This is a genomic window from Paenibacillus sp. YAF4_2 (assembly GCF_052113225.1).
In the GTDB taxonomy this organism is placed as follows: Bacteria; Bacillota; Bacilli; order Paenibacillales; family Paenibacillaceae; genus Pristimantibacillus.
The window spans coordinates 357,294-380,796 of the sequence record NZ_JBFRCT010000008.1 but is presented as its reverse complement, the minus strand read 5'-3'; the positions used below and the strand labels follow the sequence as shown (position 1 = coordinate 380,796).

Annotated in this window: 26 protein-coding genes; 4 read left to right on the top strand and 22 right to left on the bottom strand. The window is 49.3% G+C overall.

The window, feature by feature from the left end:
* The 3 genes from AB4Y93_RS20140 to AB4Y93_RS20130 all read right to left on the bottom strand — a co-directional run.
* Positions 1 to 1,614 (bottom strand): AAA family ATPase (locus AB4Y93_RS20140; RefSeq protein ID WP_441894633.1); only part of this gene is annotated, 1,614 nt, incomplete at its 3' end.
* On the bottom strand, positions 1,611 to 2,894 hold the full coding sequence (locus tag AB4Y93_RS20135; RefSeq protein ID WP_441894632.1) for a metallophosphoesterase family protein: 1,284 nt from the start codon (positions 2,892 to 2,894) through the stop codon (positions 1,611 to 1,613). The genes AB4Y93_RS20135 and AB4Y93_RS20140, both read right to left, overlap by 4 nt.
* Positions 2,895 to 2,896: 2 nt before the next feature.
* Positions 2,897 to 4,027, bottom strand: coding sequence for a glycosyltransferase family 4 protein (locus AB4Y93_RS20130; RefSeq protein WP_441894631.1), 1,131 nt, complete (start codon positions 4,025 to 4,027; stop codon positions 2,897 to 2,899).
* 350 nt (positions 4,028 to 4,377) lie between these two features.
* Between AB4Y93_RS20130 and AB4Y93_RS20125 the strand changes: the two genes are divergently transcribed.
* Entirely contained in the window at positions 4,378 to 5,556 is a 1,179-nt protein-coding gene (locus AB4Y93_RS20125; RefSeq protein WP_441894630.1) for a GGDEF domain-containing protein, read from the top strand.
* Between the two features lie 183 nt (positions 5,557 to 5,739).
* Here the strand turns inward: AB4Y93_RS20125 and AB4Y93_RS20120 are convergent, their stop codons facing one another.
* Genes AB4Y93_RS20120 through AB4Y93_RS20110 form a run of 3 tightly spaced genes read right to left on the bottom strand, consistent with a single transcriptional unit; the run spans position 5,740 to position 8,532 of the window.
* Positions 5,740 to 6,303: an NAD(P)H-dependent oxidoreductase gene (locus tag AB4Y93_RS20120; RefSeq protein WP_441894629.1), complete on the bottom strand. Its 564-nt coding sequence runs from the start codon at positions 6,301 to 6,303 to the stop codon at positions 5,740 to 5,742.
* Positions 6,304 to 6,345: 42 nt separating this feature from the next.
* Positions 6,346 to 8,106, bottom strand: coding sequence for a DHA2 family efflux MFS transporter permease subunit (locus AB4Y93_RS20115; protein WP_441894628.1), 1,761 nt, complete (start codon positions 8,104 to 8,106; stop codon positions 6,346 to 6,348).
* A 3-nt stretch (positions 8,107 to 8,109) separates the two neighbouring features.
* Entirely contained in the window at positions 8,110 to 8,532 is a 423-nt protein-coding gene (locus AB4Y93_RS20110) for a MarR family winged helix-turn-helix transcriptional regulator (RefSeq protein ID WP_441894627.1), read from the bottom strand.
* Between the two features lie 246 nt (positions 8,533 to 8,778).
* Between AB4Y93_RS20110 and AB4Y93_RS20105 the strand changes: the two genes are divergently transcribed.
* The gene (locus tag AB4Y93_RS20105; protein ID WP_441894626.1) at positions 8,779 to 9,057 is read left to right on the top strand and encodes a DUF2277 domain-containing protein; all 279 of its coding nucleotides are present in this window, start codon (positions 8,779 to 8,781) and stop codon (positions 9,055 to 9,057) included.
* A 317-nt stretch (positions 9,058 to 9,374) separates the two neighbouring features.
* Here AB4Y93_RS20105 and AB4Y93_RS20100 read toward each other — a convergent pair whose 3' ends face one another.
* From AB4Y93_RS20100 to nrdI, 7 genes are all read right to left on the bottom strand, one after another.
* Positions 9,375 to 10,043: an HAD family hydrolase gene (locus tag AB4Y93_RS20100; RefSeq protein ID WP_441894625.1), complete on the bottom strand. Its 669-nt coding sequence runs from the start codon at positions 10,041 to 10,043 to the stop codon at positions 9,375 to 9,377.
* Positions 10,040 to 10,726: a YjjG family noncanonical pyrimidine nucleotidase gene (locus tag AB4Y93_RS20095; protein ID WP_441894624.1), complete on the bottom strand. Its 687-nt coding sequence runs from the start codon at positions 10,724 to 10,726 to the stop codon at positions 10,040 to 10,042. Before AB4Y93_RS20095 ends, AB4Y93_RS20100 begins: the two co-directional genes overlap by 4 nt.
* A 31-nt stretch (positions 10,727 to 10,757) precedes the next feature.
* On the bottom strand, positions 10,758 to 11,555 hold the full coding sequence (locus AB4Y93_RS20090; protein WP_441894623.1) for a PhzF family phenazine biosynthesis protein: 798 nt from the start codon (positions 11,553 to 11,555) through the stop codon (positions 10,758 to 10,760).
* A 126-nt stretch (positions 11,556 to 11,681) separates the two neighbouring features.
* Entirely contained in the window at positions 11,682 to 12,137 is a 456-nt protein-coding gene (locus AB4Y93_RS20085) for a GyrI-like domain-containing protein (RefSeq protein ID WP_167277411.1), read from the bottom strand.
* 196 nt (positions 12,138 to 12,333) lie between these two features.
* Positions 12,334 to 13,290 carry a class 1b ribonucleoside-diphosphate reductase subunit beta gene (nrdF, locus tag AB4Y93_RS20080; protein WP_441894622.1) on the bottom strand — a complete coding sequence of 319 codons (957 nt, stop codon included), beginning with the start codon at positions 13,288 to 13,290 and terminating at the stop codon, positions 12,334 to 12,336.
* Positions 13,291 to 13,360: 70 nt separating this feature from the next.
* The gene (nrdE, locus tag AB4Y93_RS20075) at positions 13,361 to 15,445 is read right to left on the bottom strand and encodes a class 1b ribonucleoside-diphosphate reductase subunit alpha (RefSeq protein WP_441894621.1); all 2,085 of its coding nucleotides are present in this window, start codon (positions 15,443 to 15,445) and stop codon (positions 13,361 to 13,363) included.
* Positions 15,378 to 15,791 (bottom strand): class Ib ribonucleoside-diphosphate reductase assembly flavoprotein NrdI, encoded by a 414-nt coding sequence (gene nrdI, locus AB4Y93_RS20070; protein WP_167277405.1) that lies wholly within the window; start codon positions 15,789 to 15,791, stop codon positions 15,378 to 15,380. The genes nrdE and nrdI overlap by 68 nt, the downstream gene beginning before the upstream one ends.
* Positions 15,792 to 16,192: 401 nt before the next feature.
* Between nrdI and AB4Y93_RS20065 the strand changes: the two genes are divergently transcribed.
* Both AB4Y93_RS20065 and AB4Y93_RS20060 read left to right on the top strand, forming a co-directional pair.
* Entirely contained in the window at positions 16,193 to 16,414 is a 222-nt protein-coding gene (locus AB4Y93_RS20065) for a hypothetical protein (protein WP_441894620.1), read from the top strand.
* A 149-nt stretch (positions 16,415 to 16,563) separates the two neighbouring features.
* Positions 16,564 to 17,196: a thymidine kinase gene (locus tag AB4Y93_RS20060; protein WP_441894619.1), complete on the top strand. Its 633-nt coding sequence runs from the start codon at positions 16,564 to 16,566 to the stop codon at positions 17,194 to 17,196.
* A 70-nt stretch (positions 17,197 to 17,266) separates the two neighbouring features.
* On the opposite strand, the gene AB4Y93_RS20055 is transcribed toward AB4Y93_RS20060, so the two are convergent.
* Genes AB4Y93_RS20055 through AB4Y93_RS20015 form a run of 9 tightly spaced genes read right to left on the bottom strand, consistent with a single transcriptional unit; the run spans position 17,267 to position 23,412 of the window.
* The gene (locus AB4Y93_RS20055; protein WP_441894618.1) at positions 17,267 to 18,028 is read right to left on the bottom strand and encodes a class I SAM-dependent DNA methyltransferase; all 762 of its coding nucleotides are present in this window, start codon (positions 18,026 to 18,028) and stop codon (positions 17,267 to 17,269) included.
* A 3-nt stretch (positions 18,029 to 18,031) separates the two neighbouring features.
* Positions 18,032 to 18,970 carry a CvfB family protein gene (locus AB4Y93_RS20050; RefSeq protein ID WP_441894617.1) on the bottom strand — a complete coding sequence of 313 codons (939 nt, stop codon included), beginning with the start codon at positions 18,968 to 18,970 and terminating at the stop codon, positions 18,032 to 18,034.
* Positions 18,967 to 19,314 carry a ribosome silencing factor gene (gene rsfS, locus AB4Y93_RS20045; RefSeq protein WP_167277396.1) on the bottom strand — a complete coding sequence of 116 codons (348 nt, stop codon included), beginning with the start codon at positions 19,312 to 19,314 and terminating at the stop codon, positions 18,967 to 18,969. The genes AB4Y93_RS20050 and rsfS overlap by 4 nt, the downstream gene beginning before the upstream one ends.
* Before the next feature lie 11 nt (positions 19,315 to 19,325).
* Entirely contained in the window at positions 19,326 to 19,889 is a 564-nt protein-coding gene (gene yqeK / locus AB4Y93_RS20040; RefSeq protein ID WP_441894616.1) for a bis(5'-nucleosyl)-tetraphosphatase (symmetrical) YqeK, read from the bottom strand.
* Positions 19,879 to 20,469, bottom strand: coding sequence for a nicotinate-nucleotide adenylyltransferase (nadD, locus tag AB4Y93_RS20035; RefSeq protein ID WP_441894615.1), 591 nt, complete (start codon positions 20,467 to 20,469; stop codon positions 19,879 to 19,881). The genes yqeK and nadD overlap by 11 nt, the downstream gene beginning before the upstream one ends.
* Before the next feature lie 33 nt (positions 20,470 to 20,502).
* Positions 20,503 to 20,811, bottom strand: coding sequence for a ribosome assembly RNA-binding protein YhbY (yhbY, locus tag AB4Y93_RS20030; protein ID WP_441894614.1), 309 nt, complete (start codon positions 20,809 to 20,811; stop codon positions 20,503 to 20,505).
* Positions 20,812 to 20,863: 52 nt separating this feature from the next.
* Positions 20,864 to 21,748 carry a shikimate dehydrogenase gene (aroE, locus tag AB4Y93_RS20025; protein ID WP_441894613.1) on the bottom strand — a complete coding sequence of 295 codons (885 nt, stop codon included), beginning with the start codon at positions 21,746 to 21,748 and terminating at the stop codon, positions 20,864 to 20,866.
* 18 nt (positions 21,749 to 21,766) lie between these two features.
* A complete protein-coding gene (gene yqeH, locus AB4Y93_RS20020) occupies positions 21,767 to 22,891 on the bottom strand; it encodes a ribosome biogenesis GTPase YqeH (RefSeq protein WP_441894612.1) in 1,125 nt (374 codons plus the stop codon).
* Positions 22,888 to 23,412, bottom strand: coding sequence for a YqeG family HAD IIIA-type phosphatase (locus AB4Y93_RS20015; RefSeq protein ID WP_441894611.1), 525 nt, complete (start codon positions 23,410 to 23,412; stop codon positions 22,888 to 22,890). The genes yqeH and AB4Y93_RS20015 overlap by 4 nt, the downstream gene beginning before the upstream one ends.
* Positions 23,413 to 23,503 lie beyond the last annotated feature (91 nt).

The following is a 23,503-nucleotide window of genomic DNA, read 5'->3' as shown; positions in this document are numbered from 1 at the left end:
GCCGCGGCCTCGCGCCAGCGCAGCCAGCGCGAGCGCGAGCGCGCCTAGCGCAGCAGCTGCGCCGGCTGCGCCAGGGAAAGCGCCGCTACTAAGCTCGGCGGCGGCCAAAGCCACTGCGGCGCCGCCTGCCAGCGCGGCGCCAATCCATAGCGGGCCGGCTTCGCCCCGGCCCGTCTCAGCAGGCGCGGCTGACACTTGCAGCCGCTCCATCTCCCACTCGCGCAGCGCCGCGTCGCAATTGTTCCATGCCGCGCGCATCGCCTCGCTCGTCTGCGGCAAAAATGCTGCCCCGCCTATTGCTGCACGACTGCTTGCAGCCTCAGCCCGAGCCAGCTCCATTTCCGCTTCAGCAAGCAATTGTGCGGCTTCGCGCTCCTGCTGCATTGCCGAGTGCAGATCAGCATTTAACCGCTCTGCACCTCGGCCTGCTTCGGCTTCAAGCTGTTTTGCCCCTCGCACATACTCCCGGTCAGAGACCGTAAGCTGTAGATCGCGCAGCTCTTGTTCTCCCCAATTTGGAGCTATACGGCGCAATAATCTGGCCAGCGCTTCCTCATCCGACTCTAGCTCTGCATTAAGACCATTTCTCTCCTCCCGCAGCAGCTGCATCCTTTCACTCTCCAGCAGCAGTGATTCTACCTCTTCTGCTCGGGCAAGAAGCTCATGATTTACGAGAATGGCCTCACTCTTTTGCTGCGCCAGTTGCTTCTGTTGTTCAAGCTGCTCAAGCTCATAAATCCGGGTGCTTCGCTCTTTCTGCAGTTCATTCCACTCCAGATCCGCTTCTACTGAGATCCGTTCCGCTTCAGCAATCCCTTCTCGTTCGCGGCCAAGCGCAAGGCTCTTCAGCCAGATTGGCCTAATGGCATGGGCCTTTCCTGCCAACTGCGCAGCCACTTGTTGAAGAGGCAATTGCTCGTCCAACTGACCCAGTTCTACCGCGAATTGTTCCAGCTGACCACTTAACTCATTGTAAAGTTGGATCGCATCCGCTTGCTTTCGCAGCTCCTGTTCGGTTTGCTCCAGCGTCTTCAGCTGCTTATTCATCTGCTGATTCGTACCCCGTGGTTTGAAAAGCTGTTCCATTTCCTGCTGCAGCCGTTTCTCGGCAGCGATAATCGCTTTGCCATTCTCCCAGCCAGCATGATACAAATATCTTCCCAGCTCGTCATGCGACAAAGCCCCAACTTCCTGCAGCTCGGTTAAAGTAATGGCGTAAAGCTCACGAAACATTTTTTCACTCGCTCCGCCTAAAAAACGCCGTTCCCATTCCTCTTGCGTTGGCCAGCTTTCTTCGGTCTGTTGATCGTCGCTCATCCATCTAAGCTTCAGACGGCCCCCATTCTCATTCGCATACCGCTCTGCGATATAGGTATGACCGTCGTCATCCTGGAACAGCAATTGCCCGCCATGGCTGCCACCATAAACGGGCTCCTGCCGCTCTGCTGGTTGATTCCGCCTCGCAAAACCGTAAAAGATTGTCCGAACAAACCCGAATAATGTGCTTTTTCCGGCTTCATTCATCCCATATAACACAACAGAAGGTGCATCCAGCCGGCATTTCAGGCCCTGCAGCTGGCCAAAGCCGTCAATTCGAGCCTCAAGCAGCCTCACTCTTCCTTCCTCCTTTCAGTGACATCTGCCACAAGCATCCCAAGTGTCAGCTCCCTTGCTTGCTCCAGCCAGCGCTCAGGCAGCTCGTCCCATTGCTCACGCAGTATTCTGCCCAGCTTCGCATGGCCAGCCAGCGTCACTACTGCCGCTGCCGCTTCCTTGTTCCACGCTTCCCGATCTGCCTCTAATCGCTTCGTTAAACGGTACAGCTCACCTGTAAAGCTATCTTCCTCCTGAAGGACAGACAGTTCTATATTTGCCGTTGTGCCTGCTTCAATCGCATATATCCATACGCCATGCGTGAAGTGACTATCCTGCAGCTGCTCAAGCAAGGTCCGGATAATAACCGGATCAATTAGTTTATGATGCAGCGGTCCTTGACCCTTCAGTTGCAGACGCGCCATAATCGCTTGCCCGCTACTTTCCAAGGAAAGCTGTTCTGCCGTATCTTCAAGCCGCATCAACAGATCCTGCTCAGTATCAAGTCCGGCAATGGAAAGCTCGGCCTCAAGCCAACGGACCTCATCAAGGGGCACAAACGTCATTTGCACAGCATGCGCTGCTGACACCTCGACGATATAACAGCCTCTTGCCCCCGTTTCTCTTGGATTACGCCCCTGAATATTACCGGGATAAACAACATGCGGGTATTCATGGAGTACCTTTCTCGTGTGAATATGGCCAAGCGCCCAGTAATCGAAGCCTTTACCAAGCAGCTCCTCCAAGGAACATGGCGCATAAGGATCATGAGCCTCATCTCCATTCACATTGCCGTGCAGCATCGCAATATGAAATGGAGCATCCGACTGCGGAAAATAACCTGCTGCTAAATTCTCAGTCACATGGCGCCGTGCATAGGACATCCCGTAAACAAAAGCAGCCAGCTCACCGTTTCTGCAGTAAGCCGGCCGATATTCCATTTGATCCGAACCAAATTGCGTTACGTTGGACGGAAGCTTAAGATCCGCTCTTGCACCATTAAGCGGGTCATGATTACCGTGTATAACAAACACAGCAATCCCATGCTTCTGCAGGCGCTCCCATTCCTTCAAAAGAAGCAGCTGCGCCTTAAGCGACCGGTCTGCCTCATCATACAAATCGCCTGAGAGAACGATAAAATCAACCTGCTCCTGGATGGCCGTCTCCGTCAAACGGCGTAATGCCCCGAAGGTAGAAGCCATCAGCTTCTCCTTCAGTTCATTTGGAACCTTGCTCATCCCGCGAAACGGACTATCCAGATGCAGGTCAGCTGCGTGTATAAATCGAAAAGGAATCGTCACCCTTATTCCTCCGGTTTCAACGATAGATAAACTTTCTTCATCTGCGAGATGACACGCTGGAGCGAATAAACCTTTTTCGCCTTATCCCAGCCGGAACGCGCAAGATTGTAACGGTAAGTTGGATCTGTTACAAGCTTCTCGAGCGCATCTGCCAGTGCAGGCGCATCTTCCGGTGGAACCAGTAGCCCGTTCACACCGTCGTCGATCTGCTCGGCAATGCCTCCTACATTTGTACCAACCAATGCCAGCCAGCATAACGCTGCTTCTGCGAATACAGAACCAAAGGCTTCTGCACGAGATGGCAGCACAAAGACGTCAAAGAACGGCATAAATTCCTCAGGATGCAGCATATATCCGTAAAAAATAATGTCATCGTATAAATCCAGCTGTACGGCAAGCTGCTCTAGTTCTTCCCGGATCGGACCGTCCCCGATAATATGTAGAACAAACGGATGGCCGCGCCGCTTTAATTCCGCACAAGCATGAAGCAGAATATCCAGCCCTTTCGCCGGCACGAGACGGCATACCGTGATAAACTGCGGTACTGCATTCTCATGGGCAATCGGCTTGAACCGCTTCTCATCAAAGCCGTTCGGAATAACTTTAATAACGGAAGTATCCTTCATATATGGAGACAAATAAGTCCGGAAGGATTCTGAAACGGTCAGCAGCCGGTCGAGCTTCGCTTCCAGCTCCCCGTAGATCGAGGTTAGGAAACGATGTGCCGTGCTGTTCTCTTTAATTTTCCCATTGAGGACAAGCTCCCGCTCGAAGCTGGAGTGAATCGTCATCATGACAGGTGTGTCTGGATACAGCTGTTTCATGACAAGTGCTGCGATGGGATGATGAGCATGAATAATATCATAAGACCGTTTAAGGCGAAGCTTCGTCCACCAAATATAGTCCCGCATCGTCTGCAAATATTTATCGACGATTGGATCGCCGAGGAACGGTGTCACATCAAAAGTTTCAAATACAAAATCTTCTTGTCCTTTGCCTCTAACCCGCTTCGGAAGCGAGAATAATTCCATTTGCCAGCCCAGTTTCAAAAAACGCTCTTGAATGTAAGGCACCATGGAGGACACGCCGCCCGGTTGTTCCGGCGGAAAAAACAATGCCTGTAGTATATTCAATGTCCTTCCTCCTAAAAAAAATTATCACACAAGTGGCCTTCTTAGGCCATTCGTGATGATTTTTACTTCGAAAGCATAGATTGTGTAGCAATTTTTACTTCGAAAGCATAAATTGTAAAGCAATTTTTACTTCGTAAGCTGAGATTGCGAAGCACTTTCCACTACATAAGCATGTGCTTCTGCTTCATCTTTAATTTTGCCATGCTAAAAACCGATATTAATTATTAGATATGACGCTTAATAAAGGCTGATTCGTTCTGCATCATGCTTTTACCATCTCGTAAATCATGATATATTAGAACATATGTTTCTGTAAAGCAACACTCGACGGGATATGGTGATACTAAATTATGACAATTCTAACCTGGCTGACCGGCCCGAATGGCCAAATCATTTCTTCTGCATGTGTCATTATTATCCTGGTACTCATGCTTTTTATGTCGACACGTTTATACACCAGCTACCGGAACAAACGAATCTACCGGCTGCTTACGCTTACGATCCCGCTGTTCATGATTCAGAACGCGGTCCTTGCTATGCTGGCTTATCCGGAGCAAAAGCTTCCTCCGTGGCTGCATATCGTCTCGACATTATTGCAGATTGTTTCTTTTATCATTATAAACTTTGTGTTCATGAAATTATATACTCATCGTGGAGCACAAATTAAAGTTATGCCATTCCTTATTTTAATTGGCTTGACCTTTGTTATTGCCATGGGGCAGTCCCTAATCATGAATCCGTCTTCGGATACTGTGCTGCCTGGAGGACAATACAGGTTCCTCGCTCTTGATTTCTATTCTTTAATCGTTACCTTCCTTATCCTGCTGGGCACAAAAGGTGTGGAGATGAACGGGAAGTTTTCCGCCAGCCTTATTACCTATTTTGTTCTTGATCTGTCTAGAATAGCAGACAATTATGTGTTCCACGGCTCCGTAGACTGGCTGGTTCTGCTGAGTTACTTCCTGCCTATCGTTTATTTCATGCAGCTATTCCTCTTACTATTCGAGTGGGTGATCGAAAGGCTGATGATGACCTACCAATCTTCTATAACAGATGGTTTAACAGGTCTCTATAACCGACGTCATTTTACTACGAAGGCTGAACAGCTGATGCGAAGACAGAACGGATTAGCCGTTATCTTCTGCGATATCGACAACTTCAAGAAACTTAACGATACGCAGGGCCATTATAAGGCGGACGGTGTTCTGAAGCAAGTTGCGGAGATTATGAAAGAGGAATCGGCAGGTATTGGAGCGGCAGGCCGTTATGGCGGAGAAGAGCTTCTAGCCTGCATATCGCTGGAACGGGTTAAGCCCGATCGAGTTGCCGAATCAATTCGAAGCCGCGTCGAACAGGAAACGATCGTAACCGTAAGTGTTGGCGTCAGCACCTCCAAGGATGGTTATGAAGTCGTCCAACTGATTAAACAAGCAGACGAAGCCATGTACCATTCCAAAACTACCGGCAAAAACAAAGTGTCCCTATTCAGCTCTTTACCGTCCAGCAAGAAAAAAGCACTGTCTACTTAAAGCCAAACAGGGTCTAGTCTGAGGTGCAGCATGAATGCTGCCCGAGACTATACCCTGTTTTTACTTGCATGTGCCAGCGCTTTAAACTAAACCCGCGCATCTCCGTCCATTTTCCCGGGGGCAGCATCTTCGCCCCCCATACATGCGATCTACGCTAGCTGTTATGCGGCCCGCGTTGCTTGCTTAAACTGTCCCCAGCGTTTTCTTGCCCGACGCATAGGTACCCGCCACATGAGCTACGCGCGTTCCAAGGGCTTCGCCCAGAAGCAGCCCCTTCGCGAAGAGCGATTGGCTCAATGCGTCATGGGTATCCTCGACGGGTGATGTGACGCCTATACCGTAATAACTGCCGTATAGCGCGTTTTCGGGAATATTGGCCGGCAAACCGACGATCAACATCCCTTGGTGCAGCATCGGCGTAATCAGGTTCAGCAAAGTGGCTTCAATCCCGCCGTGAATGGTTGCCGTCGTACAGAAGACGGCTCCGACTTTATCGACCAGCTTCCCGTTGGCCCATAAATAGCCGAGTTTGTCGATCCATTCTTTCATGCCGGAGCTGATCGTCCCGAAATGTCCCGGACACCCCCAGATGATCGCATCCATCTGTTCGAGGTCTTTGACATTTGCCTTTTTAACATGATTAATGATGACCTCTGCTCCTTCTACCCGTTCAGCACCTTTGGCAATGGAGCGGGCAAGTTGTTCCGTATGTCCTGCTTCGCTATCATAAACAATGTAAACTTTCATCGATTAATCTCCTCTCTTGGCTCTGAAATCAAGCTCGATTCCTCACTCTTTTTCTTTTAGCGGCCTGCTGAGCTTCTTAAGCGACTCCCGGTACGCTTTATCATTCATTTCTTCCTGATGGTCTTCCTGTGCGGGAGTACCCTTTAACCGAAGAATCGCCTTCCGGTATTCCTGATCGTTAAATTGGTCGTTGTCCTTCACCGGTTCAGGCGCGAGGAACCCGCGAATAGCGTTGCGGAATTCGCCGTCTGCGCTTTGCCGATCGGAACGCACCTCTTTCTCTTTGACGGCCAGCTCCGCAGCAGGCGCCGCCTCCATCACCGCTACTGCTTCTTTATCCACCACCTGAATTGCGTCCTCAGCAGGCTTCACCTTGCGGATGAAGAAAGCAAGTACGAGCGCAGCGATTGTTAACCACGTAGCGACGACGAACGATTGGTTAATGCCATAAATCGTCGATTGTACGGTGATTCCGCTCATTGCCGCTTTGTCGGACGGATCGATGTTGCCGGCGATGATCAGCTCCTTCGCATGCGACGCGGCTTTGTTCGTCATGATGGTGACGAGGATCGCGGTGCCAAGCGCACCGGAGACGTTCCGGAGCGTCTGGGACATGGCTGAACCGTGTGCATTCAGGCGGCGCGGCAGCTGGTTAAGTCCGGCGGTCTGGATCGGCATCATCAGCATGGACATGCCGAACATCCGCAGCGTATAGAAGAGCATCATGTGGTTGTACGACGAATCGATTTCCAAATGGCTGAATTCGTATGTCGTAACGGCTGTAATGGCAAGGCCGATGACGGCCAGCCAGCGCGCGCCGATTTTATCGAACACCATACCGGTGATCGGGGACATGATACCCATCAGGATGGCGCCAGGCAGCAGCAGCAATCCGGACTCGAGCGGCGTGAAGCCGCGGATATTCTGCAGGAAGATCGGCAATAGGATCATGCCGGAGAACATTGCCATTGTAATAATGGCGTTGATCAACGCGGTAAGCGAGAACATCCAATACTTGAAGACGCGCATCTCAAGCAGCGGAGCCTTCATGACTATCGAACGGACGATGAACAGAATGAGCGAAATGGCGCCGACGGCCAGGCAAACGATGACTTCGGTGGAATCCCAGCCTTCCGTACCGGCTTCGCTGAAGCCGTACAACAGGCCGCCGAAGCCGAGCGTGGACAGCACGACGCTCAGAATATCGAGATTCGGCCGGGACGTTTGTATGACGTCCTTCATCGAGAAGGCGCCGAATACAACGGCGAGAATCGCAAGCGGTAATACGATATAGAACAGCACATGCCAGTCGTAGTGCTCGACGACCCAGCCGGAGAGCGTCGGTCCGACGGCCGGTGCGAAAATCATCGCAACGCCCATCAATCCCATCGCTTTGCCGCGCTCTTCGACAGGGAAGATGGTCAAGGTGACGATAGTCATAAGCGGCATCAGAATGCCGGCACCGCATGCCTGCACGAGACGGCCGGCTAACAAGGAGCTGAAGTCGCCCGACAGGGCACATACGATCGTACCGATCGCGAATAAGGACGACGCGAGCAAGAACAACTTTCGGGTCGTAAATCGGTTGATCAGATAAGCGCTGATCGGGACGAGCACGCCGTTCACCAGCATGTAGCCGTTGGACAGCCATTGGATCGTGCTTTCGCCGACGTTAAGATCTGCCATCATTTTCGGCAGCGCGACGTTAAGCACGGTTTGGCTTAGCAGCGCCACGAATGCAGCGATGAGCAAGGAGGCCATTATCGGCCCTTTGCGCAATTGATTGGACACCATTGTTGTCATGGCTTAAGCTTCCTCCTTGGATTGTTTTAATAAACGCAATACTTCGTTCTGGAGCCGGCTGAGCTCGCAGTGATCTTGTTCGGTCATCGACAGCAGCGGACGCATCATATTCATGCGCGTCGCATCCGTTTCGCACCAGAGCGCCTTGCCTTTCTCCGTCAGCTTCATCGTCATCGCCCTGCGATCCGCTTCCGTTCGTTTGCGCTCCAAGATACCTGCCTTGACCATCCGGTCTACGATGCCGCTCATTGTGCTGTTGCCCACATTCAGCTTCTCGGCGAGCTCGGACAAGCGGATTTCGGGAACTTCGTGCAGTACGCGCAGCACCAAAAGCTGAAGGGCGGTCAAGTTATGCTTGCTCGCCGCCTTGGACAAGATCTGGAAAAAGACTTGATTGATTTCGCGATAAGCTTGAAAAATGTCCACGATCCGCTGTTCTTCCACTGCAGCTTCCTCCATAAATAGTTTGCGTGCGAATTATTATGAACTAAAATAATATTTTATGTCAATCAGACTTCAGGCCGTTAGTTTTCCACAAAGGTCCTGCTACTTATCCCGTAGTCGAAGGTTTTGGTGCTTCTTTCCCAATCTTGTGAAATGGTGATATGATGGCGGCAAGAGACTAGAATTTCCTGTCTTGGCAAACAAACGATAACGAGGACGGTGATCGTCATGTGCAGAAATATTAAAACGTTATTTAACTTCGATCCGCCCGCAACGGCGGACGAAATTCAAGCGGCTTCCTTACAGTTCGTCCGGAAGCTGTCGGGCTTCAATCAACCATCCAAGGCTAATGAAGTCGCTTTTCAGCAGGCCATTCAAGAGGTGGCCGCCGCCGCGGAGAAGCTGTTGTCCACATTGGTGACAAATAGCCCTCAGCGCAATCGCAAGGTAGAAATTGAACGCGCTCGTATTCGCTCCATCAAGCGGTTCGGCCCCCGCGAACAATGACAAACAAGACGTGCGGATCCGCATAGGGCTTAAGTCTGGCGAGCCTTGCTTCAGATCTTCGCTCGAGCCGCGTTCGTTAGCCGGCGGTGTAGAGGGGACAGCAGGGCTATTCGCCGTGTCCAAAGTGCTGATAATAGTCTCTGAGGCTCATGACTCAGACTAATGGTTCATGGGAAGGTTAAAGAGAGTGAAAACTATCCTGCATCGGCTTAATGGGGATTTGCTTTGCGTTGTGGCCAGGGGAATCAAAGGGGTCATAAGAACCAGTATTCTTCAGGCGACCGACCGGCGATCGCCTTGAAGTTCTTAATGGATGATCAATTATTTTTTACCAATCCAGCGAGCAGCTTGCCGAGCTCTTCAACCGTTCCCGCCAAATATGTCGGTTCCGCAAGCCTCAATTCTTCTTCGTTGCCATACCCATAGCCCACTCCAATGGAGTCCATGCCATGCCGCTTAGCCCCGATAATATCATGCTTGCGGTCGCCGATCATGATGGCATCATCCGCATTCAACCCGCAAGTTAGGAGCACATGTTCAATAACTTCGCCTTTGTCTACGCGGGTATTATCCAGGTTGCTGCCGCCGATGAACTCGAAGTATTCGCTTAGCTCAAAGTAGGCGATGATTTTCTCCGCAAAATAAGTAGGTTTCGATGTAGCGACGTACAATAAAGCACCCTGCTCCTTGAGCGCAGCAAGCACTTCCTTAATGCCGGCGTACCGCTCGTTCTCGTACATCCCTCTTTCCGCGAAATACTCCCGGTAATACTTGATCGCATCCGTGCACATCTCGTCGGTAAAGCCGTAATACTCCTTAAACGAACCGGCAAGCGGTGGTCCGATAAAAGGATTAAGGACATCCAGATCATCTACCTGAATGCCAAATTTCCGCAAAGAATATTGGATGGCACTTGTAATCCCGAGCTTAGGATCCGTCAGTGTTCCGTCCAGGTCGAACAATATGGAAGAATATGTCTTACTCATAGCAGATTCAGCACCTCGGATAGTTGTTTGATTTCGAATTTCGGTTTGACTGGCGTCGGATTGGGCTTGTTGTGCGGATTGTACCAGCAGGTGTCGATTCCGCTGTTCAGCCCGCCTTGAATATCCGAAGTTAAAGAGTCTCCTACAATAAGGACCCGGCTTGGATCTATCACGCCGCCTAGCTTATTCCACGTGTATTCGAAGATACCAAGATGAGGCTTCTGGAAGCCCGTATCCTCCGAGACGATAATGTGCTCGAAGTAATGGTCCACACCTGCTTTGGCAAAACGCGACAATTGCACTTCCCGGATGCCGTTCGTAATAATCGCAAGTCTTACTTTGGAACGCAGTTCTTCGACAAGTTCCACCGCCCCGTCGAGTAAAAACGCGCCTTCGCCAAGGTAATTCAAATACCGGTCGCTAAATTCATCAGCGCCAATCGTAAAAGCCGTCCCCGCAAACAATCGGCTGAAACGTTCTACACGCAACTCGGCCAGCGAAACAGCGCCTTTTTCAAAATCATTCCACAACTCCTGATTAATCGTTCGGTACAAAGCCACGAAATCGGTATCCGGCGACTGGATGCCAAACTCTTCAAATACACTTGTTAGCGCATGATCTTCAGCTTTCTTATAGTCGAACAGCGTATCATCCGCATCAAATAAAATCACGTCATAATTCATTTCAGACAAGCTCTCCTTGCTTCTAAATAATCTAAACTTCTAGCGTTCCTTGCATAATCATCTTCGCTTGGCCGGTTAACAGGACTCGACTGCCGCTCACAGCTACCTTGACGATACCCCCGCGCTTCGATGCCTGATAGCCCGTAAGCWTTTGCTTGCGAAGCCGCTTAGCCCAGTAAGGCGCCAGCGCACAATGCGCCGACCCTGTTACAGGATCCTCCATAATGCCCGCATTCGGATAAAAGGCACGTGAGACAAAATCATACGGCGAACCTGTAGCCGCTTTCGACGTCACAATGACACCTCTGCCTCCTGCCGCCATAAGCTGCTGCTGGTCCGGCTTCAAACTTCGTACCGTCTGCTCGCTGTCAACCTCAACGACATAATCCATTCGGTTTTTGCCCGTATATCTCGGAATAAGCCCCAGCCCTTGAATTAACGCCTCCGGCGCATGTACCGGCTGAGGCGCCTCCTCCGGAAAATCCATCGTCATCCAGCCGTCGGCCGCATCATAGGTAACCGTCAGAACCCCGCTTTTGGTGACAAACCGGGCTGTCTGATTGTAGCGCAATCTCCCTGTATGCCAAAGCATATAGGCAGAAGCCAATGTTGCATGCCCGCAAAGATCAACTTCCGTCTCCGGCGTGAACCAACGCAGGTCATAGCCGTCTTCAATCTGGACCAAGAATGCTGTCTCCGATAAGTTCATCTCTGCCGACACCTGCTGCATCCAACGTTCATCCTCGGGCTTCTCAAGCAGGCACACCGCCGCGGGATTTCCACGGAAAGGCTCGCTTGCAAATGCATCAACAATATATATCGGTTTCATCGCTCCCGTCCTCCTTCTCTCTTGTACAGTATAAACGAAAGAAAAAAACAGGGACAACCCCAAGGTCCATATCATTAAGTTAACTTAAACTTAATGATATGGAACCCATGGGTACCCTGTTTATCATTACTCATCCTGAAGAGGAATAAGAAGCTCCACTTCCTCTTCTTCCAAATGCCGTTCATCAATATAAAAAACTTCAATGGCGAGTGCGCTGTCATGCTTGTTCAGCTTTCGTTCGTTCATCCAGGTGAATAACTGCTCATATGCTTCGCCGATCCGTTTGTTCGTTGTTGCAACCATTGCGTATCGATGCTCCGGGATGGTGAACTGCACCATGCCGCGGGGCAGCTCCTCCATATGATGAACTTCATAACAAGCCCAATAAGATGCGAATACTTCGTTCCCGAAGTAGGGGCTGTATAATACAGGTGACTTGGATACCGTGTTTAATTCATGTTTGCGTGATTGAAATTCACTCTGAAGCCGGATCGCTTCATCCGGAAATGAAGAATACGGACCGCAATAACTAATTCCAGCCAAATGAATAGCAGGCTTCGTAATAATGGAGCAGTTGTCCAAGCAAATTCCTCCTAAAAAGTTTTGCGGAGCAAAACTTACTTCGTAAGCAATCGCTTAAAGAATTGAAGCTGGGATGAGCATTTATCCACCAATAGCGTAACATGTTTACCATTTTTAGGATAGTATTATAATTGTTTTTTCCGGTTGCTCTCATGCAAAAAAAACAGCCGGCCCAGAGAGCCGACTGTACATCTATTTACATATTAAACACGAAATCCTCGTCACGCAATTGCTCAATATGAACGGTACGAACATAGCCATTGCCTTTTTTCGAGAAGAAGTCATGCTGCTTTGTATGTGTGCTGATTCCGTTGAAGACGATCGGATTAACCGGTTCCTCAGGGAAATGAGGTTCAAAGCCAAGGTTCATAAGCGCTTTGTTCGCATTGTAGCGGACGTAAGTCTTCACTTCTTCCTGCAGGCCAAGCGGGCTGTACAGGCTGTCTGTGTACACGACTTCATTCTCATACAATGTGTTCAGAAGTGCATATATCTCTTCTTTCAATTGCGCCTGCTCTTCAGGGCTGAAATCATTAAACAGCTCTTGTGCAAGCACACCTACATACAAACCATGGATACTTTCGTCGCGCAGGATTAAGTCGATGATCTCGCCGCTGCTTGTCATTTTGCCTTGGCCAGCCAGGTAAAGCGGATAGAAGAAGCCGCTGTAGAATAGGTAGCTTTCGAGGAATACCGAAGCTGCCATCGCTTTGTACAACTGCTGATTGGTCTCGATGCCAGCGTACCAGGAAGCGATAAGGTTCGCTTTTTTCTGAAGCTGCTCGTTTGTTTCTACCCATTGGAAGATCGCGTCGATCTCTTCTGTCGAAGCCAGTGTCGTAAAGATACTGGAGTACGACTTCGCATGGATTTGCTCCATCATCGACATAAACGCCAAGACTGCTTTGCGCTGCAGGCCTTCGACATGCTCCAAAATTTTAGGCATGCCAATGCCTCCTTGTATCGTATCAAGAAGCGTCAAGCCGCCAAGCACGTTTTTGTAAACGCTGCGCTCGATGTCGCTCATTTCCATCCAGTCCATTTTATCATCGGAGAGTGGAATTTCTTCATCTGTCCAGAACTGCATAACGTTCTGCTGCCAGAAAGTAAGAGTAAAATCGTCATCTGGACGGTTCCAGTTTACTGCTTTCATCAATCCTGCTCCTTTGGTAGAAGGCTGCTTTCCGACACTGATCATCCGGCAGCCTTATCGTTAGTTCGAATTATACGGCACAGCTTGTGCATTCCTCAACGGAAAGACGCTTTGTTCTCGTATAGTAGAGCGATTTCAGACCCTTCTGAGCTGCATAGATATAGAAGCGAGCCAGTTCACGAGTCGTTACGTTGCTGTTTACATGCAGAACCGTCGAGATGCCTTGGTCTACGTGCTGCTGAATTTCCCAAATCAGGTCAATAAGCTTGAACTGATCGATATTGTAAGCCGATTTATAGTAGAAGTAGTTTTCCTGAGCCAGATAAGGCATTGGATAATACGTCGTCGAGTTCGCATACGTACGTGTCTCGATATGTTCAACAATCGGCATAACGCTCGAAGTGGAGTTTTGGATGTACGAGATGCTTTGTGTCGGCGCGATTGCCAGACGGTAAGCATGGTACAAGCCGTACTTCTGTACTTTCTCTTTCAAAGCTGCCCAATCTTGAGGTGTAGGAATGTCCATGCCCTCGAACAGATCTTGTACTTTATCCGATGTTGGACGGAAGTCCGTCTCGATATAACGAGTGAAATAAGTGCCTTTTGCATATTCAGAGCGGTCGAAGTCTTTGAACGTTCTGCCGCGCTCTTTTGCAATTTCCATACTTTTCTCAATCGAATAATAGTTCATCATCATGAAGAACGCACTCGCGAATTCTTTTGCTTCGTCACTCTCATAAGCAATCTTATTTTTAGCGAAGAAGCCATTCAGGTTCATCGCGCCAAGGCCGACGGAATGCAGCTCTTCGTTCGCTTTACGTACACCAGGTGCGTTGTCGATTTCCGATACGTCGCTGACTGTCGTCAATGCTTCGATACCAACGTGAACGGATTCTTTAATTTTCTTGCGTTCCATGACATTCACAATGTTCAGAGAAGCCAGGTTACAGCTGATGTCGCGGCGGATTACATCGTCCATGCCGTAATCATTGATCGTCGAAGTCTCTTGCACTTGGAAAATTTCGGTACAGAGGTTAGACATCTTGATTTGACCGATATCCTTCAAAGCATGGACACGGTTAGCATTCGATTTGTTCATGATGTAAGGATAGCCGGATTCCAATTGGATCGAAGCAATCTTCGTCATCATATCACGAGCGTTCATTACTGCTTTTTTCACAACTTGCTCGTTAGCAAGCAGCTCTTCGTACATAACGTCCATATCCATGTCGTCAAGATGTTTGCCATATGCTTTATGAACGGAATGAGGACCAAATACATGCAAAGTTTCGTTCTTAGCAGCCAGCTCATAGAATTTATTAGGAATGATCAGGCCGATCGACAACGTTTTGATACGCGTCTTCTCATCAGCATTAATTTTCTTACAATCAAGGAACTCAATAATGTCCCAGCCGAAAATGTTGTAGTAGCCAGCGCCTGAGCCTTTACGCTGACCCATTTGGTCCGCATAGGAGAAGGCATCCTCCATCAGCTTCAGTACCGGCATAACGCCTTTTGCTGCGCCTTCTACACCTTTAATCGCTTCGCCGCGTCCACGCAACTTCGACAGGTTGACCGCAACACCGCCGCCGATCTTCGACAGCTGCATGCAAGTGCCAAGCACGTAGTTAATCGAGTTCAGGGAATCGTCCATCTCAAGCAGGAAACAGGATACCATTTCGCCGCGGCGGCTCTTGCCAGCGTTCAGGAACGTTGGAGTAGCCGGCTGCAAGCGCTGCTCAATCATTGCTTCCGCAATACGAAGCGCTTTATCAGCATCGCCTTCACCGAGGCTCAGCGCAACAATCGCTACGCGGTCATGGTATTGCTCCAAGTATTTCGATTTATCGTTAGTCTTCATGGCATAGTCTTTGTAGAATTTCGAGATTGCCATATAAGACTCGAATTGGAAGCCGCTGCTCTCTGTAAGCAGGAATACCGCTTCAATCTGTTCATATGTATACTTCTCATATACATTATCGTAATAATCGTTCTCTATAAGGTAGTCGAGCTTTTCACGAAGGGAAGTGAATTTAACGCTCTTTGCGTCTACTTCCTCCATAAAAGCGACAACCGCCTCTTTATCTTTATCCAATTGATAGAAGCCGTCCGCTCCGCGTTGCATCAATTCGTTGTTCAGTTCGATATGTTTCAATATTTCGCACCCTTTCGACAAAGTATTCCATATCTTGATTAGTACCGGATAATTCAAACTTCGATATTACAGGCACGTCGAACAGGCTCGAGATCGTATCCGCACTCTTCGCAAACCCGTCTCCCCAGTTACGATTCCCACTTGCGGATACCCCGCGAAGGTTCTCACCATTCCGGTTTAAGAAGGACATGACACGTTCCGGTACTTGACCAAATCCAGTCGTATACGTGACCAAAACGTAAGGCTCGTCCACCAAATCAAGCTCACCAATGGGCACCGCTCTCATATTCAATTTATTGATAAAGCGTTTCACATTGCCTGTTCTTGATTCATAGACTACCAGCATGTCTCTCTCTCCTCAAAAGAATTGCGAAGCAATTCTTACTTCGTAAGCATTAACTTAAAGAATTGCGAAGCAATTCTTACTTCGTAAGCATTAACTTAAAGAATTGCGAAGCAATTCTTACTTCGTAAGCATCCGTCTTGTAACAGCGTATTTGCTGAAATTCAGCAATATAAAAGCGCTTCTGACAGCAAAGATGTCAAATGCGCTAGTTGACAATTTCGTTGAAATCTGACTACATAACTCAATATGTAGTTGGTAAATTTGATTCTACATCAAGATATAGGCTCCGTCAATGAAAAATATGGAGAAATTATTTATTCGCCCTTTTTCGGCACTCGACTATTTTAACAGATGCGGATATGATGGGATAGTGACATTTTATTGCTAATATGGAGGTTCAAATGGACAAGCAAGTAACGCCAGAGCAGATGCGTGAAGCCGTGCTTCAACTGTTCCAGGATGCGGGCTACCAGGTACCCGCTCTGCTGCCTTACATAGATGGACTAACGCAGGAGAATGACCGCTTAAAGCAGGAGTTGAAACGTTTGAGACTTGCTGCCGCCCGCGGATCCTCTTCCCTTGATAGCATGAACAGCAGATTGAAGGACGCATTAAGAGAATAATTATTAGATCGGTATTTCGACCGGAAAGATTTAGAGCAAAATCTATATCTAGTGTCGACTTTCGAAAAAACATGTCGAATACCCCTGTTGCTTTTACGACTTATTCTGCTAAAATGATACAACCAATCAGTAAAGGTAAGGGATAAGTCATGGATAGAGGTTTCATTACGGTCATTATCGGGCCCATGTTTTCGGAGAAATCAGGGGAGCTCATCAGACGATGTCAGAAGCTGATGAAGTACGGACGCAAGCAGGTTAAGGCCTATAAGCCGGCTGAAGATAATCGATTCAGCACGGAGGAGATCGTCAGCCGGATCGGATACCGCCTCCCTGCAACCAACGTGCCAAGGGAACTTCCCCCTGCTTCCGTCGAACAGATTCTGCGTGAGACCAAGGACGCCGATGTCGTCGCGTTTGATGAAGCATCCTTTTTCGGCAAACCTATTATCGCTCTAGTAGAAGAACTAGCCTATCAAGGCAAACATATTATTGTGGATGGCCTAAATATGGATTACAGAGGCAAGGAGTTCGGATATATCGGCGGATTGCTCGCCATTGCCGACGAAATTGTCAAATTAACATCCTTCTGCGCGGTATGCGGTGATGCCGAAGCCACTTTCACGCAGCGTATTGTGAATGGACAGCCGGCAAAACTTGGCCCTGTGTTTTTGGTCGGCGATACGGAGAGCTACGAGCCACGCTGCCGTCGCTGCTTCGTTCCTCCCCACAAGGTGACAGGAGAACAATCTGACGAGCGTACAGATACGATTACGGCTCCTTAAATTCGAAAACAACAACAGGGTTGTCTCCCTCCACTTGATGTGAAGGAAGACAACCCTGTTTACATTAATATCATTTCACCGCTGCAAAGAATAAACGTTCTGAATCATCGCCCGCAGGCTTAAGCTCGAAGTCCGCATAACAATCCACCGTGCGGAAACCCGCTTTCTTCAAAGCAGCTTCCATCCAGCTGCGGTCGTATGCGCGCTGCGCATGCATTTCCTCAAAACGCTCGAACCTGCCGCTTCTCTCCTCCGCAAAGATCGTTAAATGATGCTCGATCTGAGTGCGGGACTCGTCCAGCTCGCAAGTCCATATATAGGCGACCTCATCTTCATCAAGCACGAAAGGCTGCTCCTCCGAATAACGAAGGAACACTTTAGGAGCATGAACATCAAATAAAAAAAGTCCACCCTCACGTAAATTGTCGTATGCCGCCTGAAAAGCAGCTTCGACATCCTCTTCCTCGGTCAGGTAATTGACGCAGTCACAGAAGGAGATGACAGTATCCACGGGCTCCGCCAGCGTCCAGTCTCTCATATCCTGCTCCAGCCACGTCGCCGTCCCACGCGCACGTCCAACCTGAGAAGAAGACTCGTCCCATTTGCTGCGGGCAACGGTCAGCATATCTGCTGACAGATCGATACCATAAACTTCTAGTCCGGATAGAGCGAGAGGAATGGCTATACTCCCCGTTCCACAGCCAAGATCCGCCACGGTCTTTGGCATACCGTAGAGCTCCCAGCTGTCATGGGCGAACTGGATCCATTCATCATAGGGCATGTCCTGCATCAGCTTGTCATAGACCGATGCGAATTGACCGTATGCATCCATTTGCTATTCCTCCGTACGATGCGCCGGAGTACCTGCCTCGGAATCTGCAGAATCCGCTTCAGCCGAATCCGCCAGATAGGTCCAGCTTCCCTTTTGCGTTATCAAGCCTTCACGCATCAGCTTGCCCAGCGCGCGTTTAAAGGCTGATTTGCTGATTCCAAACCGCTGCTTAACTGTATCTGCCGGCGATTCATCGGAATAAGGCATACCGCCGCCTGGACGCTCCTTCAGGAATGCGAGAATGCGGTCAGCATCCTCAAGCCGTCCTTCCTGCTTCAGCTTAGCCATCGACAGATTGACACGACCATCATCGCGAATGAACGTGACGCGTGCAGATACACGCTCGCCCAAGCGAAGCGGCCGTACACGTTCTGGTGCTGGGATAAGTCCATATACGCCAAAACCTACAACGCCTCCATCAACAAGCACAAATGAGCCCATTTGGAGTGACTTCGTTACCCAGCCTTCCACCCATTGGTTGCGCCATGCTTGTGGAGCTTCGAATACTAATGGTCCCAGCTCGTCCTCGCCGGCTGTTCTTGCAAGCAATCTTCCCGCTTTATCATGGCCAAGTACGACATGCACTTCATCGCCGGGCAGCGGACGGAATTCAAACTTCTCAGGCAGCTCTGAGATTGGCAATAGCAGCTGGCGTCCCAGACCAAATTCCAAGAAGCAGCCGAGGCGCGGATGAACATCAGCAACCTTAAGTCGTGCCATCTCACCAAGGAGAAGCGCAGGACGTTTCATCGTCGCAGCAATCCGGTCCTCAGAATCATAGAAGATAAATACCTCTACGGGATCATTGATTTTTGGTTTTTTGCCGACAAGCTCGGTATAGTGCAGCAGCACCTCCGACTCTTCATCGGTCAAAAAATAACCGTAGGGCGACACTTCACGTGCCACCCTTAATGTTAGAATTGTACCGGCTACCAAACTCATGCGAACTCCACTACCTTCGCGTCGGACCACAAACGCTCAATATTATAATAATCACGCTCATCACGATGGAAGACGTGAACGATGACATCGCCAAGGTCAATCAGTACCCAACGTGCCGAATCCATACCCTCAATGCCGCGTACACGTACGCCGCGACTCTCCGCTTGTTTGCGGATCTCCGTCGTAATCGCTTGTACCTGTGTATCTGAATTACCATGACAGATGACAAAATAATCTGCCACTAGTGAAATCTCTTTCAAGTTTAATGCCACGATGCGCTGCGCTTTTTTATCATCCGCAGCTGCAACCGTTATTTGCAATAGTTCATCTGAATGTACGGTCATAGCTCAGCCTCCTAGTTTTTCTGTTCAATTAAATCATTTCGGGCCTCAACAGTAAGCGGATAAATTCGATTCCCTTTTTCCACAAGAAAGGAGATTGTGGAATCAAAACCTGCTATTAACGCCTGTTCGAGGTTAGTCTCGCTTAATTCACGAATTCGCTCTACACCCGGAAACTCCCGTCCAGGCTCTATATAATCCGCCAGACATACCACTTTGTCCAGCTTCGTCATGCCGATCCTGCCTGAAGTGTGATAACGAATCGCATCAAGGACATCCTGATCCTTGATACCATATTCATGCTCAGCTACCCAATAGCCAACTTCCGCATGCCAAAGTGCTTTATCATGTGTAAGCAGACCTTCGTCAAGCTGCTGTTCCCGGATAATCTGTTCCATCTTGGTAATGGGCCAAAATTTCGCCACATCATGTAAAATGGCCGCAAGCTCCGCTTTAACCGGGTCTTCCCCAAACCGCTCTGCAAGAATAATAGAAGTCGCCATAACACCTTCCACATGCTTCCAGCGCTTCTCCGGCATTTGCGATCTGACCGACTCAATCATTTGTTCACGATTCATAAAGCCCTCTCCTCTTTATAAACTGATGAACGGTGTCCGGTACCAAATATTCGATCGAACGTCCCGACTGTACTCTGCTGCGGATATCGGTCGATGAAATCCCAATTGGCGGCATCGCAGACATCGTTACACGCTGGCGGAGATCATCCGGAAGCTGTTCTAACTGCACCGGCGTTCCTTCCCGCTCGAGCCCAATGAAAGTAATAAGCTCGGTCAGCTCTTGAATGCGATGCCACTTCGGAAGATCATTGATCCGATCCGAACCGATAATGTAGGAAAAAGCATCATCAGGATGCCGCTTCTTCAGCTCAAGAACTGTTTCAATCGAATAGCTCATTCCTCCGCGCTGCAGCTCAATATCAAGCGCCTTGAAGGACGGATTACCTCCTAATGCCTCTTGTACCATTTGAAGTCTTAATTCACTGCTTACGCCTGGCTGATTGTCTTTAAGCGGAGGATGATAGGTGGGGATAAACCAAACTTCGTCTAGCCCGAGGCTATCACGTGCAGCTTCAGCCGCAATCAGGTGGCCGATATGAATAGGGTCGAATGTTCCACCCATAATACCGATTCTTCTCATTCGCGCTACCTTTCTCTTCCTATAAAGGGGCTGTTATTTCGCAGCCTTTGGCAGCTCGATCTTACGGTTCTTCTCATCTGTTGCTCGCTTGTAGAGAACAATCGTTTTACCGATAACCTGTACCAGTTCAGCACCTGCAGCTTCCGCTACTTCTGCTCCGATCTCTTTCGGATCTTCCAAGCAATTGTTCAGAACAGATATTTTCATTAATTCACGAACTTCAATCGCTTCTTCAATATGACGAACCAGCTGTTCGTTCGTGCCGCCTTTACCTACTTGGAAGACCGGCGTTAAATGATGAGCGAGCGATCTGAGGTGTCGTTTTTGTTTGCCTGTTAACATTTGTTGTTTCCTTCTTTCATCTCTATAGGGTTGTCATAATTCTTAGTACCTATTATAAGGCCAGGGATTGTAATACCGTTTCACGCATAGCTGCTACAGGTGCAGATTGTCCCGTCCAATACTCGAAAGCATACGCCCCTTGGTAAATAAACATGCCAAGTCCGCCATGTACACGACAGCCGCGCTGCTCTGCATCCAGCAGAAACTTTGTACGGAGCGGATTATAAATCAAATCGCTTGCGACAGCGCCTGCCTTCAGCCATGATCCGTCAATCGGACTTGCATCTGTATGAGGATGCATACCTACCGATGTTGTATTGATGACAATATCCGCTTCCTGACAAGCTCCCTGCAGTTCATCCATCGCAGTCGCGCGGATATCTGCCAGGGTTCGGAAGGATTGCGCAAGCTCCTCTGCCCGTTCTACTGAACGGTTGGCAATGGTGATGCTCTCAGGCTGTTCACCGGCCAGCGCATACACGATCCCGCGTGATGCGCCGCCAGCTCCAATAACAACAATCCTTTTGCCTGCCAGATTTGGTTCTGCTTCTTCCTTCAGGGAACGAACATACCCAATACCATCCGTGTTATAGCCGATTAAACGACCATTATCATTCACGATCGTATTGACCGCGCCGATTGTCCTGGCGCCAGCGTCAATCTCGTCCATATAATTCATAATATCCAGCTTATGAGGAATCGTCACATTAACTCCTCTTATGCCCATTGCCCGAATGCCCGCTACAAATTCCCCAAGCTTATCCGGTGTAATATGAAAGGCCATATAGGCTCCGTTAATCCCTGTCTCGCGAAAAGCGCGATTCATCATAATCGGCGACTTCGAATGACGAATAGGGTCGCCGATAACGCCATACAGCACGGTATGGCTGTCAATCCGGTTGCCCGGAATTCCAGTGTCAAGCGCGGATCCCGTCAATGTTCCCGTTCCCCTCTCCTATATAAGCGAATCGCGAAGCACTACCTTAATGCCTTTTGGCGCATAGACGTCAACGATCGCACCTGAAGTACCATTCACTTGAATCCAGCCGAGACCAGACAAGAAAATATCCTTCTTCGCGCCGCGTGGAACACGAATGGAGTGACGAGTCCATGGCGGCATTTCATCAAGCTCTTCACGAGATGGTGCACCAAGCAGCTCGCCGCGATGATCCTTATACAGCTCTTCTGCCCGTTCCAGCTTCGTCCGATGTACATTCAGCGCATTCGAGATATAGAAGGTAAACGATTGACGCTCGCCCTCAACAAAGTCGAATCGCACAAGGCTGCCGATGAACAACGATTGCTGATCATTTAGTTGATAGACAAGCGGCTTAATCGGTTTGTCCGGCAGCAGAGACTGCAGGAAGCCGCGTGGTACAATTTCCGTCATACGTGTCGAATACACAATTCCCGGTGTATCGATAATGGCTTTGCCGTCATCCAGCGGAATATGGACTGCATCAAGCGTTGTTCCCGGATAGCGGGAAGTTGTCAGCTCGCGCTCCATATCGCTGTAGTCATGAATAAGACGGTTAATCAACGTGGATTTGCCGACATTCGTTGCGCCAACCACATACACATCCCGGCCCTTACGATGGCGCTCTAACGCTTCAATCACATGCTCGAAGCCAATGTTACGTTTAGCGCTGCAAAGGACGATATCCACGGTCCGCAGCCCTTCTGCTTTAGCTTGCTGCTGCACCCAATTGCGAAGGCGATTCAAATTCATCGACCGCGGCAGCAGGTCGACTTTATTCACCACAAGCACAATCGGATTATTGCCTACAAAACGCTGCAGGCCGGAAATTAAACTGCCCTCAAAATCAAATAAGTCGACGATATGGACAACCAGGCTGTCCGTCGACCCAATGCTGCCAAGCAGGCGTAAGAAATCATCCTGATCGACCGTTATCGATGAAGCTTCATTATAATTACGAATCCGGAAACATCTTTGGCAGATGACCGGTTCCCGGTCCATCGCCGATTCAGGCAAATAACCCGATTCTTCCGGGCGCTCCGTTTGGAGCTGCACTCCGCAGCCTGCGCATGCATGCGACTGACTTTGCTGCTCTTCTCTCACTTTGTCTCCCCCTCATACCAAGTCCCTTTTTTACGTAAACGGGAAAGAACAAACCGCTCAATTCTCCTGTTCACCCGGGTCATTATTCCTTCGTCAGCAGGAGCTATAGGTGTAACCAGAATCGTGTACAATCCCATACGATTGCCTCCCAGCACATCCGTGAGCATCTGGTCGCCTAACACAACCGTCTGTTCCACAGGCAGACCTAATACGCTTAGTGCTTTGTTGAACGATTTATTAGCCGGCTTGCGTGCGGCATGAATAAACGGAATGCCCAGCGGATTTGCGAACTTCGACACTCTCGTCTTATTATTATTCGACACAATCACAACTTTAAAGCCAAAGTCTCGAACTTCATCCAGCCATTTCGTAAGCTGAGGCGTTGCAAGCGGCTCACGTGCTCCTACGAGCGTATTATCTAGATCGGTAATGATCCCGCGGACACCCTTCTTATAAAGCTCGTCCAGCTGGATATCATACACCGAATTTACGCGTAAATGCGGCAATAATCTCTCGAACATTCTGCCAAAGTCCCCCTGCTCTATCGCTCTTCTCCTGCTATCTTACGAAACTATACCATATATTCGGATTTTGTTGCAAAGAAATACCGCT